Annotated in this window: 13 protein-coding genes and 1 tRNA gene; 5 read left to right on the top strand and 9 right to left on the bottom strand. The window is 68.4% G+C overall.

The window, feature by feature from the left end; all coding sequences use genetic code 11:
• Positions 1-2 precede the first annotated feature (2 nt).
• The gene (locus WBN46_RS01825; protein WP_192201279.1) at positions 3-674 is read left to right on the top strand and encodes a phosphatase PAP2 family protein; all 672 of its coding nucleotides are present in this window, start codon (positions 3-5) and stop codon (positions 672-674) included.
• Between the two features lie 170 nt (positions 675-844).
• Here WBN46_RS01825 and WBN46_RS01820 read toward each other — a convergent pair whose 3' ends face one another.
• Positions 845-1,453, bottom strand: a complete 609-nt coding sequence (locus WBN46_RS01820; RefSeq protein ID WP_337730074.1) for a hypothetical protein — start codon at positions 1,451-1,453, stop codon at positions 845-847.
• Between the two features lie 55 nt (positions 1,454-1,508).
• The gene (locus WBN46_RS01815) at positions 1,509-2,924 is read right to left on the bottom strand and encodes a pectin acetylesterase-family hydrolase (protein ID WP_192200861.1); all 1,416 of its coding nucleotides are present in this window, start codon (positions 2,922-2,924) and stop codon (positions 1,509-1,511) included.
• A gap of 379 nt (positions 2,925-3,303) precedes the next feature.
• Between WBN46_RS01815 and WBN46_RS01810 the strand changes: the two genes are divergently transcribed.
• Positions 3,304-4,245: a DedA family protein/thiosulfate sulfurtransferase GlpE gene (locus WBN46_RS01810; RefSeq protein ID WP_337730859.1), complete on the top strand. Its 942-nt coding sequence runs from the start codon at positions 3,304-3,306 to the stop codon at positions 4,243-4,245.
• Between the two features lie 10 nt (positions 4,246-4,255).
• Here WBN46_RS01810 and WBN46_RS01805 read toward each other — a convergent pair whose 3' ends face one another.
• Complete coding sequence (locus WBN46_RS01805) at positions 4,256-5,152, bottom strand: GGDEF domain-containing protein (RefSeq protein ID WP_192200862.1); 897 nt, start codon at positions 5,150-5,152, stop codon at positions 4,256-4,258.
• A gap of 95 nt (positions 5,153-5,247) precedes the next feature.
• Here WBN46_RS01805 and WBN46_RS01800 point away from each other — a divergent pair, with 95 nt between their 5' ends.
• Positions 5,248-7,968: a serine/threonine-protein kinase gene (locus tag WBN46_RS01800; protein ID WP_337730073.1), complete on the top strand. Its 2,721-nt coding sequence runs from the start codon at positions 5,248-5,250 to the stop codon at positions 7,966-7,968.
• A gap of 12 nt (positions 7,969-7,980) precedes the next feature.
• On the opposite strand, the gene WBN46_RS01795 is transcribed toward WBN46_RS01800, so the two are convergent.
• The 6 genes from WBN46_RS01795 to WBN46_RS01770 form a co-directional block, all read right to left on the bottom strand.
• Entirely contained in the window at positions 7,981-8,889 is a 909-nt protein-coding gene (locus WBN46_RS01795; RefSeq protein ID WP_192200864.1) for a DMT family transporter, read from the bottom strand.
• 231 nt (positions 8,890-9,120) lie between these two features.
• Positions 9,121-10,161, bottom strand: a complete 1,041-nt coding sequence (murB, locus tag WBN46_RS01790) for a UDP-N-acetylmuramate dehydrogenase (protein WP_337730072.1) — start codon at positions 10,159-10,161, stop codon at positions 9,121-9,123.
• Positions 10,158-11,213 (bottom strand): quinone-dependent dihydroorotate dehydrogenase, encoded by a 1,056-nt coding sequence (locus WBN46_RS01785; protein ID WP_337730071.1) that lies wholly within the window; start codon positions 11,211-11,213, stop codon positions 10,158-10,160. Before WBN46_RS01785 ends, murB begins: the two co-directional genes overlap by 4 nt.
• Positions 11,214-11,227: 14 nt before the next feature.
• The gene (locus WBN46_RS01780) at positions 11,228-11,506 is read right to left on the bottom strand and encodes a DUF4190 domain-containing protein (protein ID WP_337730070.1); all 279 of its coding nucleotides are present in this window, start codon (positions 11,504-11,506) and stop codon (positions 11,228-11,230) included.
• A gap of 310 nt (positions 11,507-11,816) precedes the next feature.
• Positions 11,817-13,349, bottom strand: a complete 1,533-nt coding sequence (locus WBN46_RS01775) for an aldehyde dehydrogenase family protein (RefSeq protein WP_337730069.1) — start codon at positions 13,347-13,349, stop codon at positions 11,817-11,819.
• Between the two features lie 256 nt (positions 13,350-13,605).
• Positions 13,606-13,682 (bottom strand) — tRNA-Arg (locus WBN46_RS01770).
• Between the two features lie 520 nt (positions 13,683-14,202).
• Between WBN46_RS01770 and thrA the strand changes: the two genes are divergently transcribed.
• Positions 14,203-16,695 carry a bifunctional aspartate kinase/homoserine dehydrogenase I gene (thrA, locus tag WBN46_RS01765; RefSeq protein ID WP_337730068.1) on the top strand — a complete coding sequence of 831 codons (2,493 nt, stop codon included), beginning with the start codon at positions 14,203-14,205 and terminating at the stop codon, positions 16,693-16,695.
• Positions 16,696-16,732: 37 nt separating this feature from the next.
• Complete coding sequence (locus WBN46_RS01760) at positions 16,733-17,662, top strand: homoserine kinase (RefSeq protein ID WP_337730067.1); 930 nt, start codon at positions 16,733-16,735, stop codon at positions 17,660-17,662.
• Positions 17,663-17,683 lie beyond the last annotated feature (21 nt).

The raw sequence follows: 17,683 nt of genomic DNA, 5'->3' as shown, positions 1-17,683 counted from the left end.
CGCTGGCGAACGGCCGGCGGTTCATCGCCGGCCTGTTCCGTGAACACGGCGGGCGCCTGGTCCTGCTGTTCTTCTGCCTGCTGGCGCCGTTGTGGCTGTTCGTCGAGCTGGCGGATGAAGTCCACGAGCTGGAAGCCTTCTACTTCGACGATCCGCTGCTGTGGCGCGCGCACGCGCTAAACGGCCCCGCGCTGGACCGCTTCTTCGTCTTCATGTCGGCGATCGGCTACCAGTGGGGCGTGGTGCCGGCGGACATCCTGCTGACGTCGGTGTTGCTGGTGCTGCGGCGCTGGCGCGAGGCCACCTTCGCAGGGGTGTCGTTCGCCGGCTCGGCCCTGCTGAACCTGGCCACCAAGCAGTTCTTCCAGCGCGATCGCCCCAGCCTGTGGGAGTCCATCGCGCCGGAGCACACCTTCAGTTTCCCCAGCGGCCACGCAATGGGCTCGGCCACGCTGGCGATGGTGGTGGTGCTGCTGTGCTGGCACACCCGTTTCCGCTGGCTGGTGGCCGGGCTGGCCGTGCTGTTCACGCTGACCGTCGGCGCCTCACGCATCTACCTGGGCGTGCATTACCCGTCCGACATCCTCGGCGGCTGGGCTGCGGGCGTCGCCTGGGTCTCGGGCGTCTACCTGGTGCTGTACCGCATCCGCGAGCGGCCGTGGCAGGTCAGATGAGGCGTCAGTTCTTCTGTAGGAGCGACGCAAGTCGCGACCGCATGCATTGAACATTCCGGTGCGTAACCGATAGCGCCCGCTCCGTTGGCCTGTCGCCGGAACAGGCGATGGCACTGCTTTGATTGACGGCGTGCGGTCGCGACTTACGTCGCTCCTACAGAAAGCCGCGTCTACGGCGCGTAGGCCCGCTCGCGCTCTTGCTGCAACCGTTGCCGCAGGTACTGGTCGCGGGTGAGGCCGGCGGGGATCGACGTGGTGGCCATCACTTCAGACACCACCTGCGCTTCACGGGCCTTGTAGGCCTGGAATCTCGGATCGTTGCGCTGCTGTGCGGTGAAGGCGGCCATGCGCGCGTCAGCGTGGGCGCGATAGCGGTCGGCGATGGCGGCGACCTCGGCTGCCTGTTGCGCCGGGTCGTCCACGGTCGCCTTGACCAGCGCTGTGCGCAGCAGCACGGCTTCGCCCGCAGACAGGCCGCCCGCTGCTTCGTACTTGTCGATCTGCCGCGTCAACGCATCGGCGCGTTCGCTGCGTTCCACCGCGCGCAACGACGCGGAATGCGCGAAGAAGTCTTTCGCATCGGTCTCGAAGCGCTGGCGCTCGCGGTGCTCCTGCGCCTGTGGCGTGGCTTGCAGGGAGGCCAGGGGCGACGACGCGGCGTCCGCGAGCTCAACCGATGACAGCGGCGCGGCTGGTCTGGCCGGGTCATCGCGCTTCCACCAGACGATGGCGGCGACGAAGACCGCGCACGGCACCAGCAGTGTCAGCAGTTTCTTCATGCAGCGTCCCTCGCACGCCGGGACCGCCGCAGCACGGCGGCCCCGGACATCGGCCTCATCCCATCAACTGGTCGACCAGCCAGTACAGCAGGTTGAATGGCTTGGCCTTGTCGGCCTTGTCGTCCTGCTCGCTGGCGTCGATCACTTTGCCCTGGCCATCGAGCACGCTGTCGATGAAGTGCTTCAGTTCCAGGTTCTGCGCCTGTACGTCGGCGTTCTTGAAGTCGACGATGGTGGTGCAGTGGCTCTCGTTGAGCGCGCGGTACTGGGGGAAGTAGCCACCGACGTTGTTCAACGTGTTCAGGCGGTCACGCAGGCGTGCGGTATCGACGTCCCAGCGCGCATGGATGCGCGCCTCCTTGGTCGCCTGGTCCGGCGCGTTGGCGATGTCGGGGTAGAACCGTTCGTAGGAATAGGACGAGTAGTTGAGGTCTTTCCAGAAGTGCGTGTGGCCCAGTCGGTCGTTCGCGTACTTGCTGGAGAGGGCCGGGTACAGGGTGCCGAGTTCGTTGAGATCGAACTGCGGCAGGCCGCTGGCGAGGTAGGGCAGGGGCCCGTTGGGCTGGTCCAGGCCCCAGGCGCTGCGGATCAGCGCCATCAGCGGTTGCGAGGGATAGTCCACCGGATTGCCGTTCTTCAGCGTGGGGAAGATCGGGCCGGAGTCGTTGATCAGGAAGCTGCGCGTGGGTGCCATGTCGCGACGCAGCGGATGGTAGCTGGTCAGGCTGCCCGCACCGCCTGCGCTGCAGCCGGTGGACAGCATCTGCGTGGGCCGCGGCAGGTTGTCCTTCAACCAGCCGACCACCGCGCGCACATTGCGTACCCCGTTGTGGTGCCAGACCAGCGGCGTGTTCTGGCCGCTCGGGTCGTTGTAGACCGCCACGCGGTCGCCGCTGTAGATGTCGCCGGTGCAGTAGGGCACGTAGACCATGTTCCAGCCCTGCGTCTTCACCGCATCGAACGGGCTGACGCGGGTGACGAACGGGCTGACCAGGCTGGCGCCGGGATTCAGCAGGCCCATGTAGTCGTCGGGGATGCCGTTCGGATTGCGCGCACCGCGGATGCCGCTCTGGCCGCTGCAACTGGCGTAGTCCCAGCAGGCGCCACCGCCTTCCATGTAGATGATGGTGTTGCGCGTATCGGCCACGCGGTTGACGAAGAACTTGAATGGCGAACCGTCGCCGCACACCGCGCCGGTCTGCGGCGCGAGCTGGATGGTCTGCCAGGCGTCATAGCGCCCGGGCTGGAAGCCGTCGTTGAAACCCGACGGATTGGCCAGCAACGGGTAGGTGCCGGTGCGCTGGGCGGCGGTGACCTTGTTGTCCGCCTTGGGCGGCGAGACCAGGTTCACCAGGGTCTGCCAGAAGCTGTAATCGCCTTCCTCGGCTTTCAGTGGCGCGGCCACCAGCAGGGTGAAGCTGGCGGCCGCCAGGACGAGGGGCAGGCGTGCGGGTCGTACGGGTGCAACCATGATCGGATCCTCCGGCGAGAGTCAGGTGGACGTTCAACGGGATGGACTGCCTTGGCGTGCGGCACGCGTGGGGGCGGCGACCGTACAGCGGCGGATGGTGGGACGCCCGCCCCGTGACGGGATTAAGTCCATGTGATGGCGTCGGCTTTGGCTGCCGTGGCCCCCGACATTGGCCGCGATACCCCCCTTCGCATGCCGCGCGACCAGCTAGGTAAACGGAACGATCCCGCGTCGCAGCACGCACGTGCGGCGTTGTACCGGTGTGCGCTATCGCGGCCGGGCAACGGATCGTTGCGGGCAGGCGCCTTGCCGCAGGCCGCCCGTGGATCGAACATGCCGACACCCGTCGCGGAACGCGGCGTGGACTCCGGGAATGGCAATGCAGGAACTGGTCGACCGATACGGCGTGCTGCTGGTGTTCGTCAACGTGCTGGCGTTGTCGCTGGGCCTGCCCGTGCCCGCGATGCCCACCCTGATCCTGGTGGGCGCCGGCGTGGCCATGCAGGCTGATCCGCTGTGGCTGCCGCTGGCCGGCGTGCTGGGCGTGTCGGTGCTGGCCAGCCTGATCGGCGACAGCGTCTGGTTCTACGCGGGCCGCCGCTACGGCAACCGCACGCTGCAGTCGCTGTGCCGGCTGTCGCTGTCGCGCGACACCTGCATGAAGCGCACCGAGCGCTTCTACGGCCGTTTCGGCATCCGCATCCTGTCGGTGGCGAAGTTCATTCCCGGACTGTCGATGGTGTCCGTGCCGCTGGCGGGCGCCATGCAGGTGCGGCTGCCGCCGTTCCTGCGCTACGACGGGCTCGGCGCGGCACTGTGGGCAACATTGGGACTGGGGCTGGGCGTGGTGTTCGCCAGGCAGGTCGAAACCGTCATCGATACGCTCTCGCAGCTGGGCACGGGTGCCGGCGTGGTCGTCGGCACACTGCTTGCGGCATACGTGGGCTGGCGCTGGTGGCGCCGCCGATCTCTGTTGAAGTCGCTGGAGGCGGCGCGGATCGATCCGCCGGCACTGGATGCGCTGGTCCGCGCGGGCCAGCCGCCGGTGGTGTTCGACATCCGCGCACCCGGTTTCCGCGACGTGGACCCCTACGTCATCCCGGGCGCGATGTTCGCGGACGAGCGCCACCTCGACGGCATCCTGGCCTCGTATCCACGCGAGGCGAAGATCGTCATCTACTGTGCCTGCCCCGATGAGGTGTCGGCCGCGTGGATGGCGGCGAAGCTGCGCGAGGCGGGCTTCCGCGACGTGCTGCCGCTGAAGGGCGGCATCGATGCCTGGCGCGCGGCGGGCTACGGCGTGGACCCGCTGGGCGGCTGACCTTCCCCGATCAGTGCTCGATGCAGACCCGGTTGCGGCCTTCGCTCTTGGCCCGGTACAGCGCCGCGTCGGCGGCGGCCATCATGCGGCTGACGGTATCGCGCTCGGGCGTCAGCGCGGCGATGCCGATACTCACGGTGATGCGCTGCGCTTCGCCGCCAGGACGGAACACCACCGCCTCCACCGCCTCGCGCAGACGCTCGGCGAAGCCGTAGGCGGCCTCGGGCCCGCATTCGGGCAGCAGTACGGCGAACTCCTCGCCGCCGATCCGCGCCGCGGCATCGTCGTTGCGCACATGCCGGCGCACCAGCGCCGCGATCTGCTTCAGCACGAGGTCGCCGGAGATGTGGCCGTAGCGGTCGTTGATCGGCTTGAACAGGTCCACGTCGATGATGCACATCGTCAACGCGCGCTGATGCCGCATGGCGCGCGCGATCTCCTTCTCCACCGTTTCGATGAAGTGGCGGCGGTTGTACATCTCCGTCAGGGCGTCGTGGGTGGCGAGCTGGTAGATCTCCTCGTGGTAGCGCGCTTCCACGCTGCTGTGGCTGATGAACTTGAGGATGCTCTCGCCCAGCGTGATGTGGTCGCCGTCCACCAGCGCGGCTTCGGTCACCGGCATGTCGTTCAGCCGGGTGGTATTGGTGGCGCCTAGATCGCGCACCCAGTAGGTATCGCCATCGCGCCAGATCTCGCAGTGCACTCGCGAGACACTGTTGTGCGGGATATGCAGGTCGGTTTCCTGCGAACGCCCCACGCGCACCGGCTGGACATCGATGTCCGCGCGCCGGCCCAGGCCTTCGCCATGGATCACCACCACGCACGCCGAACGCGGCGCGTGCGGACGCGGACCGTCGCTCAGGATGGTCCGTTGCGTGGTGGGCGGATCGTGGAAATCCCGGGACATGCGTGTGCTGCTGGCAGGTGCGGGTCCGAGTGTAACGGATCGGTCGGTCAACTCACGCTTCCGCTACCATGGCCGGGCGCACCGGGGACAGTGGCATGACATCGCAACCTTACGACGACCTCGCACCCACCGAGAGCCTGGCCACGCGCCTGCAGGACGCACCCACCGCGCCCGACGGAACGCTTGCGCCGGGCGCACGGCTGGGGCGTTACCGCATCGAAGGCCTGCTGGGCCGGGGCGGCATGGGCGAGGTCTACCGCGCCGCGCAGCTGGAACCGGTCCGCCGCGAGGTGGCGCTGAAGCTGATGCGCGCGCAACGCCTGCAGGCGCGCCACCTGGCGTATTTCGAAGTGGAGCGGCAGGTGCTCGCGCAGATGCGCCATCCGGCGATCGCGCAGATCTACGACGCCGGTGCGACCGACGAAGGCTTCCCGTTCTTTGCGATGGAGCTGATCGAAGGCACCCCCATCACGCGCTACTGCCGCGACCAGCGCCTGCCGCTGGATGCCCGCGTCGCATTGCTGATCCGGGTGTGCGAAGGCGTGCAGCACGCGCACCACAAGGGCGTGGTGCATCGCGACCTCAAGCCCGGCAACCTGCTGGTGGACACGCTGGACGGCAGGCCGGTGCCGAAGATCATCGATTTCGGCATCGCGACCACCGCGTCGCTGGCCGGCGATGCCGTGCTGGAGCGGGCGGGTACCCCGGAGTACATGAGCCCCGAGCAGGCGCAGGGCGATCCACGCGAAGTGGATACCCGCAGCGATGTGTATTCGCTCGGCGTGGTGCTGTGCGAACTGGTGACCGGCGTGCGGCCGGAAGCCGTGGGCGAGACCTGGTCCGCGGAGACGCCTACGGCCGTCGCGCCGTCGTCGCGGCTGGCGGGATTGCCGACCGAACAGGCACGCGAGATGGCGCAGGAGCGCGGTCTTTCGCTCGCGCGGATGCGCGATCGGCTGCGCGGCGACCTGGACTGGATCGTGCTGAAGGCCATGCAGCACGAGCGCGACGCCCGCTACGATTCGGCTGCGGCCCTGGCCGACGATCTGCAGCGTTACCTGGATGACAGGGTGGTCTCCGCGGTGCCCGCCAGTCGTGGTTATGTGTGGCGCAAGTTCCTGCGCCGCCACCGCGCTGCGGCCGTCGCGGCCGGCGTAGCGCTGGTGGCGCTGCTGGGCGGGCTGGGGCTGTCGCTGTATGGCCTGCAGCAGGCGCAGACGCAGCGCAGCGTCGCGGAGGCCCGCAGCGCGGAACTGGAGAAGGTGGCGGCGTTCCAGCAGTCGATGCTGGAAGGGATCGATATCGAGACCATGGGCGTGGGTCTGGCGGAGGGTCTGGTCCGGCAGGTCGGCAGCCTCGACCCGTCGGCGGCCGATGCCTTCGGTGCCACGCTGGCGAAGACCAGTACCGGCGATCTGGCGCGCGACCTGGTGGACCGGCAGTTGCTGGCGAACGCCGAGGACGCGATCGCCCGTGATTTCGCCGACCAGCCCGACGTGGCGGCCAGCCTGCGCGAGTCGGTGGGGCACGTGTACGCCGCCATCGGCCGCCATGACAAGGCGGCGACGCACTTCGCGCATGTGGCGGACTACCGCAGCACGGTGCTGGGCGAAGGTGCGCAGGAAACCCTGCGTGCGCGGCGGGACCAGGTGCAGGCGTTGCTGGAAGGCGCCCACATCGACCAGGCGGAGGCCGTGCTGCAGAAGGCGCTGCCGCGTGCGTTCGCACTGCCGGTCAACGACCGCGTGCGGGTGAAGCTGGAGCTCGCGCAGGCGCAGGTGATCTCGGCGCGGGGCGACCGGCCGCGCGCGAAGGGCGTGGTGCAGGCGGTGCAGGAGCGCCTGCTGTCCAGCGTGGGCGAGGGCGACCCGGCGACCCTGGAAGCCACCAATGACCTGGCGGCCGTGCAGCGCAACCTGGGCGAACTGCCCGAGGCGCGCGCCAACATGGAGAAAGTGGTCCGGTTGCGCACGGCCACGCTGGGCGCGGACCACGAGGAAACGCTTTCGGCGATGGGCAACCTCGCAGTCCTGCGCATCATGAACCGCGAAAAGGATGCCGCCATCGCGATGCAGCGGGACCTGACCGGACGCTACACGCGCAAGCTGGGCAGCGAACACCCGGTCACCCTGCAGGCGCGCAGCACGCTGGCCACGATGATGGTCGACGCAGGCCAGGCCGATGAGGCGCTGCCCCTGCTGAAGGATGCGCTGGCCGCGCGCGAACGCGTGCTGGGCCGCGATCATCCGCAGACCGTCCGCACGCGCCTCAACCTGGCGACCGCGCATGCGCGCCTGAAGGACTACGCCGCCGCGTTGCCGCTCGAGGAGCAGGTGATCACCGTACGCAGCCGCGTGCTGGGGCCATCGCACCCGGACACGCTGTCGATCCTGGTCAACCACGCCGGCACGCTGCTCAACGCAAAGCAACCCGAGGCCGCGCTGCGCCTGCTCACCGATGTCCAGCCCCTGGCGCTGAAGGTGCTGGGCGACAAGCACCCGCAGGCGCAGCTGACGATGGTCATCCGCGCCGAGGCGCTGCGCACCACCGGGCGCGCGCGGGACGCGCTGGCGGAGTACCAGAAACTGTTCGACCTGCGCCGTGCGGTGCTGGGCGAGCGGCACGTGGAAACACGCACGGCGGCCTGGAACCTGATCGACACCTACCGTGAACTGGGGCGCGGCGGCGAGGCCGACGCACTGCACCGGCAGTACATCGCGCCGTTGCTGGCGGCGGACCCGGGCACGCTGGACGACGCCGACGCCGAGTTCGTCAGCCGTTATCGCGAGGGAAAGCGGCCCGGCAAGCAGACCTGAGAACGCCCGGCCTCACTCGCCGGGCTTGGCCGCCGAGCTGGAGGCTTCCGACGCCGCGCGGCGCGACAGCACGGCTTCGCGATGGGCGATGTAGGCGTTGGCGCCGAAGATGATGCCGGCGCCGAGCAGCGTCCACGTATCCAGCGTCTCGTCGAACAACAGCCAGCCGAACACCGCGACGACCGGCAGCTGCATGAAGCTGATCGGTGTCAGCGCGGAGACTTCGCCCAGCTTCAACGCGCGCGTCCACAGCATGTGGCCGCCGGTGCCGAGTACGCCCGCCGCGACCACCCATACCCAGGTGATGCCCTGCGGCCATTCCCACACCGCCAATGCAGGCAGCAACGACATCGGCACCCATAGCAGCGTGGTGTAGATGACGATGCGGTCGGCCGGTTCGGTGTGCGAGAGCTGCTTGATCTGGATCGCCACCAGCGCGCTCATCACGGCCGCCAGGACGGCGATCAGCGCATCCGCCGTGAATGCCGAGGTGCCCGGCCGCACGATCACCAGCACGCCGATGAAGCCGAGCACCACCGCCGTCCAGCGACGCGCGCGCACCTGCTCGTTGAGCATCGCGGCGGCGGCGATGGTGACGAACAGCGGGGTGGAATAGGACAGCGACACCGCCTGCGCGAGCGGCAGGTGGCCGATGGCCCAGAAGCCGGCCAGCATCGAGCAGATGCCGATCACGCAGCGGAACAGGTAGCGCGGGAACTGGGTGGTTTTCAGGAAGCCGGGGCCATGGCGCAGGATCAGCGGCGCCGCTGCCAGCAGGCCGAAGAAGTTGCGGAAGAACGCGATCTCGAAGGTGTGCAGCGTGGCCGAGGCCAGGCGGATCGCCACCACCATCAGCGCGAAGAACACCGTGCTGCCCAGCATCAGCACGGCGGCGCGGTAGTGGGCGGGCAGGGTGGGCATCAGCAGCGGGGACCGGCCCCTTCCCCCGCACGCGGGGGAAGGATGGGATGGGGGCGAACGAAGTCACGGACGTCGAACCCACCGCCGATCGTTGTCGACACGACAAGTCGTGGCGGTCGAGTCCGTCGCGCACGCTGGAGGAGACGGGCTCCGGTCGGCCCCCACCCCGGCCCTCCCGCGTGAACGGGGGAGGGGGAAGTATCCGGGCCGTTGATGCGCGTCATCCCGGGACTACCAGGTGGCCCCGATGAGCTTCGGTTCCGGCTCGATGGCCACGCCGAAGCGCGCGTGCACGGACGCGGCGATCTTCCTTGCCAGCGCCAGCAACTGCGCACCGGTCGCCGCGCCATGGTTGACCAGCACCAGTGCGTGCGCGGCGGACACGCCGGCATCGCCATCGCGGTGTCCCTTCCAGCCACAGGCTTCGATCATCCAGGCCGCCGACAGCTTGCGGTTGTGCAAGGCATCGCCACGGAACACGGGCAGGGTGGGGTAGTCGACCAGCAGCGCTTCCGCCCGTGCCTGAGACACGATGGGGTTCTTGAAGAAGCTGCCGGCATTGCCGACCACGGCCGGATCGGGCAGCTTGCGCTGGCGGATGCGGATGACGGCTTCCCCCACATCGCGTGCGCTCGGTGCGGCGATGCCCATCGCGCCGAGTTCCTCACGGATGCCGGCGTAGTCCAGGCGCAGGGACGGCGTGCGCGGCAGCAGGAATTCGACCGCCGTCACCAGGTAGCGATCCGGCGCGTGCTTGAACACGCTGTCGCGGTAGGCAAAGGCGCAGGCTTCGCGGTCCAGCCGTACGCGCACGCCATGGTGGCGATCGAACGCCTCGACGATATCGATGAACTCGCCGACTTCGGTGCCGTAGGCGCCGATGTTCTGGATGGGCGACGCGCCCGCGGTGCCCGGGATCAGCGCCAGGTTCTCCAGCCCGCACAGGCCCTGTTCCAGCGACCACATTACCAGCGGATGCCACGGCACCCCGGCGTCGGCGCGCACGCGTGCGCGCTCGCCATCGTCGGACACGATGGCGGTCGAACGGGTGGCGAGGCTGATCACCGCGCCCGGTGCATCGCCCGCGAACAACAGGTTGCTGCCGCCACCGATCACCAGCGTTTCCGCATCGGTGACCTGCGGCAGGGCAAGCACCTCCTCCAGCGCGGCGACATCGTCCACTTCGATCAGCCACGGCGCGGTGGCGGGCACGCCGAAGGTGTTGCGGTCGCGCAATGCCGCGTTCGCGGTGAGGCGATAACCGGGGGTCATTCCGGGGCTACCGGACCACGGCTGGGCGCTTCGCGGCGGCGGCGGATCGCTTCCACGCACTCATGGACCAGCTCCGGTCCGCGATAGACCAGGCCCGTATAGCACTGCACCAGCGAGGCGCCTGCCGACATCTTCGCCACCGCATCGGCGCCGGACAGGATGCCGCCCACGCCGATCAGCGGAATGCTGTGCGGCAACCGCGTGCGCAGGCGGCGCAGGACCAGCGTGGCCTGGCCCATCAGCGGTGCGCCGGACAGGCCGCCGGTTTCACGGGCATGCGGGTGGTCCTGCACGCTCAGGCGGGAGACCGTGGTGTTGGTGGCGATGACGCCGTCCACCTGCATGTCGCCTAGCACGCGCGCGACCGCGTCGATGTCGCTGTCGGAGAGGTCCGGCGCGATCTTCACCAGCATCGGCACGCGCTTGCCGTGCTGGGCGGCAAGATCTTCCTGCGCCTCGCGCAGGGTACCGATGAGCTGGCGCAGCGTCTGCTCTTCCTGCAGTTCGCGCAGGCCGGCGGTATTGGGCGAGGAGATGTTGACGGTGATGTAGTCCGCCAGCGGATAGACGCGTTCCAGGCAGTAGAGATAGTCCGATGCCGCACGCTCGTTGGACGTGTCCTTGTTCTTGCCGATGTTGATGCCCAGCAGGCCGCGGTCGCGACGCGCGGCTTCGACATTGCGCACCAGCGCATCCACGCCTTCGTTGTTGAAGCCCAGGCGGTTGATCACGGCCTGGTGCTGCGGCAGACGGAACATGCGGGGCTTCGGGTTGCCGGGTTGCGGCTTGGGGGTGACCGTGCCGATCTCGACGAAGCCGAAGCCCAGGGCGAACAGGGCATCGATGTGCGCGCCGTTCTTGTCCATGCCGGCGGCCAGGCCGACGGGGTTGGGAAAGGTCAGGCCCATCACCTTGGTGGGCATCGGCGTGATGGGGCGCGCCACCAGCGGCGTGGTGCCGGTGCGGTAGGCCAGGTCCAGTGCCTTCAGGCCCATGCCGTGGGCGGTTTCGGCATCAAGGCCGAAGAGGAAAGGTCGGGCGAGGGAATACATGGAGGCGGGCGGGCTCAGTTCAGCGTCACCAGCCAGGCCATGCCGCCCAGGAACAGGAAGATCACCGCGATGCCGACCACCCACAACAGGGCCGATACCCAGCCGAGCACCAGACCACCGATGGCCATGCCGTCGCCGTCAAGCTGGCCCTGGCTGCGGCGGATCTCCGCGCGCGCCATGTGTCCGGTGACGATGGCGACGAGCGTGCCGATGAAGGGCAACAGGGTCCAGCCGAGGATGCCGGACACGAGGCTGGCGATGGCGAGGCTGCTGGTGGTGCGGGCTTGGTTCATCAGGATCTCCGTGCAGGGGTCAGGGAGGTGCGATGGCGCAGGATCGGGCGCACAAAAAAATCGCGCCACCCGATGGAGTGGCGCGATTATCCCAGATGCTGGCCCGTTCAGGGCATGCCAGCCCGGCTCTGGCGTGGGAAAGCCCGGACAGATCCATCAAGACAGGCGCCGTGCCTTCACGGCCGTTCGAGATGGGCTTGTCGAACCATGCGTCTCACGGCGAAGCAGCACGGTCCTGATCCGTCGACCCACCGCAGAGAGTGTGGATCGACAGGTTCACCAGGAAGGGGGCCAGTTGTTCCGGCATTCCTTACAGGTCGAACTTGATGCCCTGCGCCAGCGGCAGCGAGTCGGAGTAGTTGATGGTGTTGGTCTGGCGGCGCATGTAGACCTTCCACGCATCCGAGCCGGATTCGCGACCGCCGCCGGTTTCCTTCTCGCCGCCGAACGCGCCGCCGATCTCCGCGCCGCTGGTGCCGATGTTGACGTTGGCGATGCCGCAATCGCTGCCGGCCGCCGACAGGAACTGCTCGGCCGCCTTGAGGTTCTGCGTGAAGATCGACGACGACAGGCCCTGCGGCACGGCGTTCTGCATGTCGATGGCTTCGTCCAGCGTCTTGTACTTCATCACGTACAGGATCGGCGCGAAGGTCTCGTGCTGCACGACTTCATCGGAATTCTTCAGGCCGGTGACGATGGCCGGCAACACGAAGTTGCCCGGGCGGTCGATGGCGGTGCCGCCGGTTTCGACGGTGCCGCCACTGGCCTTGGCTTTCTCGATGGAGGCCAGGAACTGCTGCACGGCGGCCTGGCTGTTCAACGGGCCCATCAGGTTGGCCGGGTCCAGCGGATCGCCGATCTTGCCTTCCACCTGCTTGTACGCCTTGATCAGCGTGGACAGCACGGTGTCGTAGATGGATTCGTGCACGATCAGGCGGCGCGTGGTGGTGCAGCGCTGGCCGGCGGTGCCGACAGCGCCGAACACGATGCCCGGCACGGCCAGCTTCAGGTCGGCGGTTTCGTCCAGGATGATCGCGTTGTTGCCGCCCAGTTCCAGCAGGCTGCGGCCCATGCGGCGCGCGACGCGCTCGCCGACGGTGCGGCCGACCTGGGTGGAGCCGGTGAAGCTGATCAGCGGAATACGCTTGTCGTCGACGAACTGCTGCGCCAGCTCGACGCCGGCGTCGTTGATCAGGAAGAAGATATCCGGGAAGCCGCCGGCCTTCAGCGCGTCGTTGCAGATCTTCATGCTGGCGATCGCGGTGAGCGGTGTCTTGTTGGACGGCTTCCAGATGCAGATGTCGCCGCAGATCGCGGCCAGGAACGAATTCCACGCCCACACCGCGACCGGGAAGTTGAACGCGCTGATGATGCCGACCAGGCCCAGCGGCTGGTACTGCTCGTACATGCGGTGGCCGGGACGCTCGGAGTGCATGGTGTAGCCGTACAGCATGCGGCTCTGGCCCACGGCGAAGTCGGCGATGTCGATCATCTCCTGCACTTCGCCATCGCCCTCGGGCTTGCTCTTGCCCATTTCCAGCGCGACCAGCGAACCCAGCGCGTCCTTGTGCCGGCGCAGCGCGTCACCGCACAGGCGCACGGCTTCGCCGCGGCGCGGCGCGGGGGTGGTGCGCCACACCTTGAAGGCGGCCTGGGCACGTTCGACGATCTTCTCGTAGTCGGCCTGGCTGCTGGCGTGGACTTCGGCGATCACTTCGTTGGTGGTCGGGTTGATCGACTGCAGCAGGCCGGCATCGGTGGTCGTGGACCATTCGCCGCTGCCGAGGTAGGTACCCGAGTTGGTGTTGGCGAGGCCAAGGGCCTTGAGAAGGTCAGCAGGCATGGAAGCTCCAGGGATCGAATGCGGAGGACGCCAGCGGAAACCGCGGCGTCGCAGGGGGCACGATTCTATCAGAGCGACGTGTGCCGGCTTCGCGTAACTCCGTGTTTTTCCAGAGGTTCTTGCGCGACAACCGCTTGCGTGCGCGGCCGTTGATCCGCTGCCGGGGTTTGTTCGGTTCGCCGACTCCGGATGATGGCATTCGGCGATTCGCCGAGGGGGCGGGAGTGAGGCTGGTGCGACGGCGTGCGATGGAAGATGGTGACCCCGGCGCGATTCGAACGCACGACCTGTCCCTTAGGAGGGGACCGCTCTATCCAGCTGAGCTACGGGGCCATCGGCGGCGATTCTCGCACGAACGGATGACGGGTTGAACGCGCTCGCCGGCCGCGCGACCGCGCTGCAAGGGCACGCAAGCCACACGCGAATCCGGCATGCAATGTGGATCGGCCGGGCCGCATGCATGCCCGTCGCGCGACATGGCGGATGCATGCGCGGATGCTCCACGCGCAGCGGAAGACATCCCGGGGCCGCATTGGTTTCAGTTGCATCCAACTGAAATCATTGGCTTTGTTGCGACGCAGCGCTTGACAGCCCCCCGGGGTGCCGTGCTTTTCTTCCGGCATGCGCTTCCATGCACTCCACACGACGAATCCGACACCGGCCACGCAGCCGGCGCCGTCGCGTGCCTGTGCCGGGCGTACCGGCATTACCACCACCATTACCACCCTGACTCGTCGGGTGCGGTTGGTTGTGTTCGCGTAATTCGCAGACCACGGCCCCGCACCCGGATCAGGATGCAGGGCAACCCCGATTCCTGATGCGTGCCGGGCCTCCTACCCGAGGTTCCTGACCCATGTCGTCCCGCACCGCCGAAGTCGAACAATCCAAACCGCGCGTCGTCGTCCACAAGTTCGGCGGCACGTCCGTTGCCGATGCCGAACGTTACCGCCACGTGGCGCAACTGCTGCTGGCGCGCGAAGAAGACCTCCAGATCACCGTGGTCTCGGCGATGAAGGGCGTGACCGACGCGTTGATCGAACTGGCCGAACTCGCGTCGCGCGGGCAGGAGGAATGGCGCGAGCGCTGGCACGAGCTGCGTGCGCGGCATCGGGGCGCGGCCGTGGCGCTGCTCGGTGAGAGCGCCGGCGGCACGCTGGACTGGGTGGAGGAACGCTTCGACCAGCTCGCGCAGATCCTGGCGGCGCTCGGGGTGATCGGCGAACTCCCGCGCGAAGTGCTGGATCGCGTGCAGGGCCTGGGCGAAGTGCTGTCCGCGCGCCTGCTGGGCGACTACCTGCGCACGCTGGGCGAGGATTGTTCGGTACTCGACGCCCGCGACGTGCTGGTAGTGGATCGCAGCGACCTGGGCGTCGACGTCGACTGGGCGATCAGCGCGCAGCGCCTGGCGGAATGGCGGAAGGTCCATCCGCAACAGCGCGTGGTCGCCACCGGCTTCGTCGCCCGCGACCGCAACGACCGCATCACCACGCTCGGCCGCAATGGCAGCGACTACTCCGGCGCGATCTTCGCCGCGCTGTACGACGCGGCCGAGCTGCACATCTGGACCGACGTGGACGGCGTGCTGTCGGCCGACCCGCGCGTGGTACCGGAAGCGGTGCAGCTGGACACGCTGAGCTACGACGAAGCCTGCGAACTGGCCTACTTCGGTGCCAAGGTCGTGCATCCGCAGACCATGTCGCCGGCGATGGAACGCGGCCTGCCCATCATCATCCGCAACACCTTCCATCCGGAGCACCCCGGCACCCGCATCACCGCCGAGCGCGATGTCAGCGGACCCGTGAAGGGACTGACGCTGAGCCCCGACCTGGCGGTACTGAATCTGGAAGGCACCGGCCTGATCGGCGTGCCCGGCACGGCGGAGCGGGTGTTCGCCGCCCTGCGCGATGCGCGCGTGTCGGTGGTGATGATCTCGCAGGGATCGTCGGAACATTCGATCTGCTGCGTGGTGCGCCGCGCCGAGGCGGCGCGTGCGCAGTCCGCGCTGCTCACCGCCTTCGCACACGAGCTCACGGTGGGCCAGGTACAGCGCGTGCAATTGACGGAAGGCGTCAGCGTGCTGGCCGCCGTCGGCGACGGCATGGCCGGGCAGCCGGGCGTGGCCGCGCGCCTGTTCGAATCGCTGGGCCGCGCACGCGTCAACATCCTGGCGATCGCGCAGGGCTCGTCCGAACGCAACATCTCGGTCGCCATCGACAGTGCGGACGCCACCAAGGCGCTGCGTGCCGCGCACGCGGGTTTCTGGCTGTCGCCGCAGACGTTCGCCGTGGGCGTGATCGGGCCGGGCAACGTGGGCGCCACGCTGATCGAGCAACTGCGCGCCGCACAGCCGCAACTGCTGGGCAAGGCCAACCTCGACCTGCGCCTGCGCGCCATCGCCTCCAGCAAGCGCATGCTGCTGGACGAGCGCAGCATCGGCGCCGACTGGCGCGCACGCTTCGAAGCAAGCCCGCAACCGGCCGACCTGGATCGCTTCACCCAGCACCTGCTGTCGGCGCACATGCCGCATGCGGTGATCGTGGATTGCAGTGCCAGCCCGTTGGTCGCGGACCGGTATGCCGAGTGGCTGGCGGCCGGCATCCACGTGGTCACGCCGAACAAGCAGGCTGGCGCCGGCCCGCTGCCGCGCTACCACGCGATCCGCGAGGCGGCGTCCGCCAGCGGCGCACGTTTCCGCTACGAGGCCACGGTGGGCGCCGGCCTGCCGGTGATCTCCACCCTGCGTGACCTGCTGGACACCGGCGACGCGGTGGTGTCGGTGGAGGGCATCTTCTCCGGCACCCTGGCCTGGCTGTTCAACAAGTACGACGGCAGCGTGCCGTTCTCGCAACTGGTCGCGGAAGCGCGTGGCCTGGGCTATACCGAACCCGATCCGCGCGATGACCTGTCCGGCACCGACGTGGCGCGCAAGCTGGTGATCCTGGCGCGTGAAGCGGGGCGCGAGCTGGCGCTGGAAGACGTGCAGGTGGAAAGCCTGGTGCCGGCATCGCTGCGGCAGGCCAGCGTCGATGACTTCATGGCACGGCTGGGCGAGGTGGATGCCGGTTTCGACGCGCAGCTCGCGAAGGCGCGGGCCGCAGGCAACGTGCTGCGCTACGTGGCCAAACTGGATGCGGAAGGCCGTGCCAGCGTGGGCCTGGTGGAACTGCCTGCTGCGCATGCGTTCGGCAATCTGCGCCTGACCGACAACATCGTGCAGTTCACCACGCGCCGTTACTGCGACAATCCGCTGATCGTGCAGGGCCCGGGTGCAGGTCCGGAAGTGACGGCGGCCGGTGTGTTCGCCGACGTGTTGCGCGTGGCGGCCGGGCAGGGGGCGAAGCTGTGATGCCGGATTCGAGGATGCAAGCAGGAGAGCCGTGGGCATGAGGGAGCAGGCAAGTGCGTTTTCGCCCGCGTCGGTGGGCAACGTGGGCGTCGGGTTCGATATCCTCGGTCACGTGATCGAAGGGGTCGGCGATACGGTGGCCGTGCGCCGCATCGATGCGCCGGAGGTGCGTATCGCCGCCATCCGCGGCGCGACCGTGGACCTGCCGCTGGATGCGCCGGGCAATACCGCAGGCGCGGCGCTCATCTCGCTGCGCGAGGCGCTGGCGCTGCCGTTCGGCTTCGAGGTGGAGATCGAGAAGGGCATTCCGCTCGGCTCGGGCATGGGCGGGTCTGCAGCCTCCTGCGTCGCGGCACTGGTGGCAGCCAATGCCCTGCTTGAAACGCCGCTGAGCCGGGAGCAGCTGTATCCGCATGCGCTGGTAGGCGAGGCGGTGGCCAGCGGTGGCAGGCACGGCGACAACCTCGGTCCGATGCTGCTGGGCGGCCTGGTGCTGTCGACATCCGAACACCTGGTACGCGTTCCCGTGCCGGAGCACTGGCACAGCGTGCTGGTGCATCCGGACGCCATCCTGGAAACCCGGCGCGCGCGCGCTGCCCTGCAGGGAAACTACGAGCTGAAGGACTTCGTGGCGCAGAGCGCGAACCTGGCGCTGGTGCTCGCGGGTTGCCATGCAGGCGATGCTGCGCTCGTGCGTGCAGGGTTGCGTGACGTGCTGGTCGAACCCCGCCGTGCACCGCTGATCGTCGGCTTCGACGCGGCGAAAAGCGCCGCGCTGGAAGCCGGTGCGATGGGCGCCAGCATTTCAGGCGCCGGTCCCAGCGTGTTCGCGTGGTTCGAGTCGCGTGGCGAGGCGGAAGCGGCAGTGCCTCTCGTGCAGGCGGCGTTCGCAGCGGCCGGCTTCGACAGCCAGGCCTGGGTGTCGCCGATCAACGCGACCGGTGCCGAACTGCTGTCCGCGCACTGAGCCTTCTCCATTTCCGGTCGA

It is taken from the genome of Pseudoxanthomonas sp. CCNWLW251 (genome assembly GCF_037402255.1).
In the GTDB taxonomy this organism is placed as follows: Bacteria; Pseudomonadota; Gammaproteobacteria; order Xanthomonadales; family Xanthomonadaceae; genus Pseudoxanthomonas_A.
The sequence above is the reverse complement of the archived record's forward strand: the minus strand, read 5'-3'. Positions and strand labels throughout refer to the sequence as shown.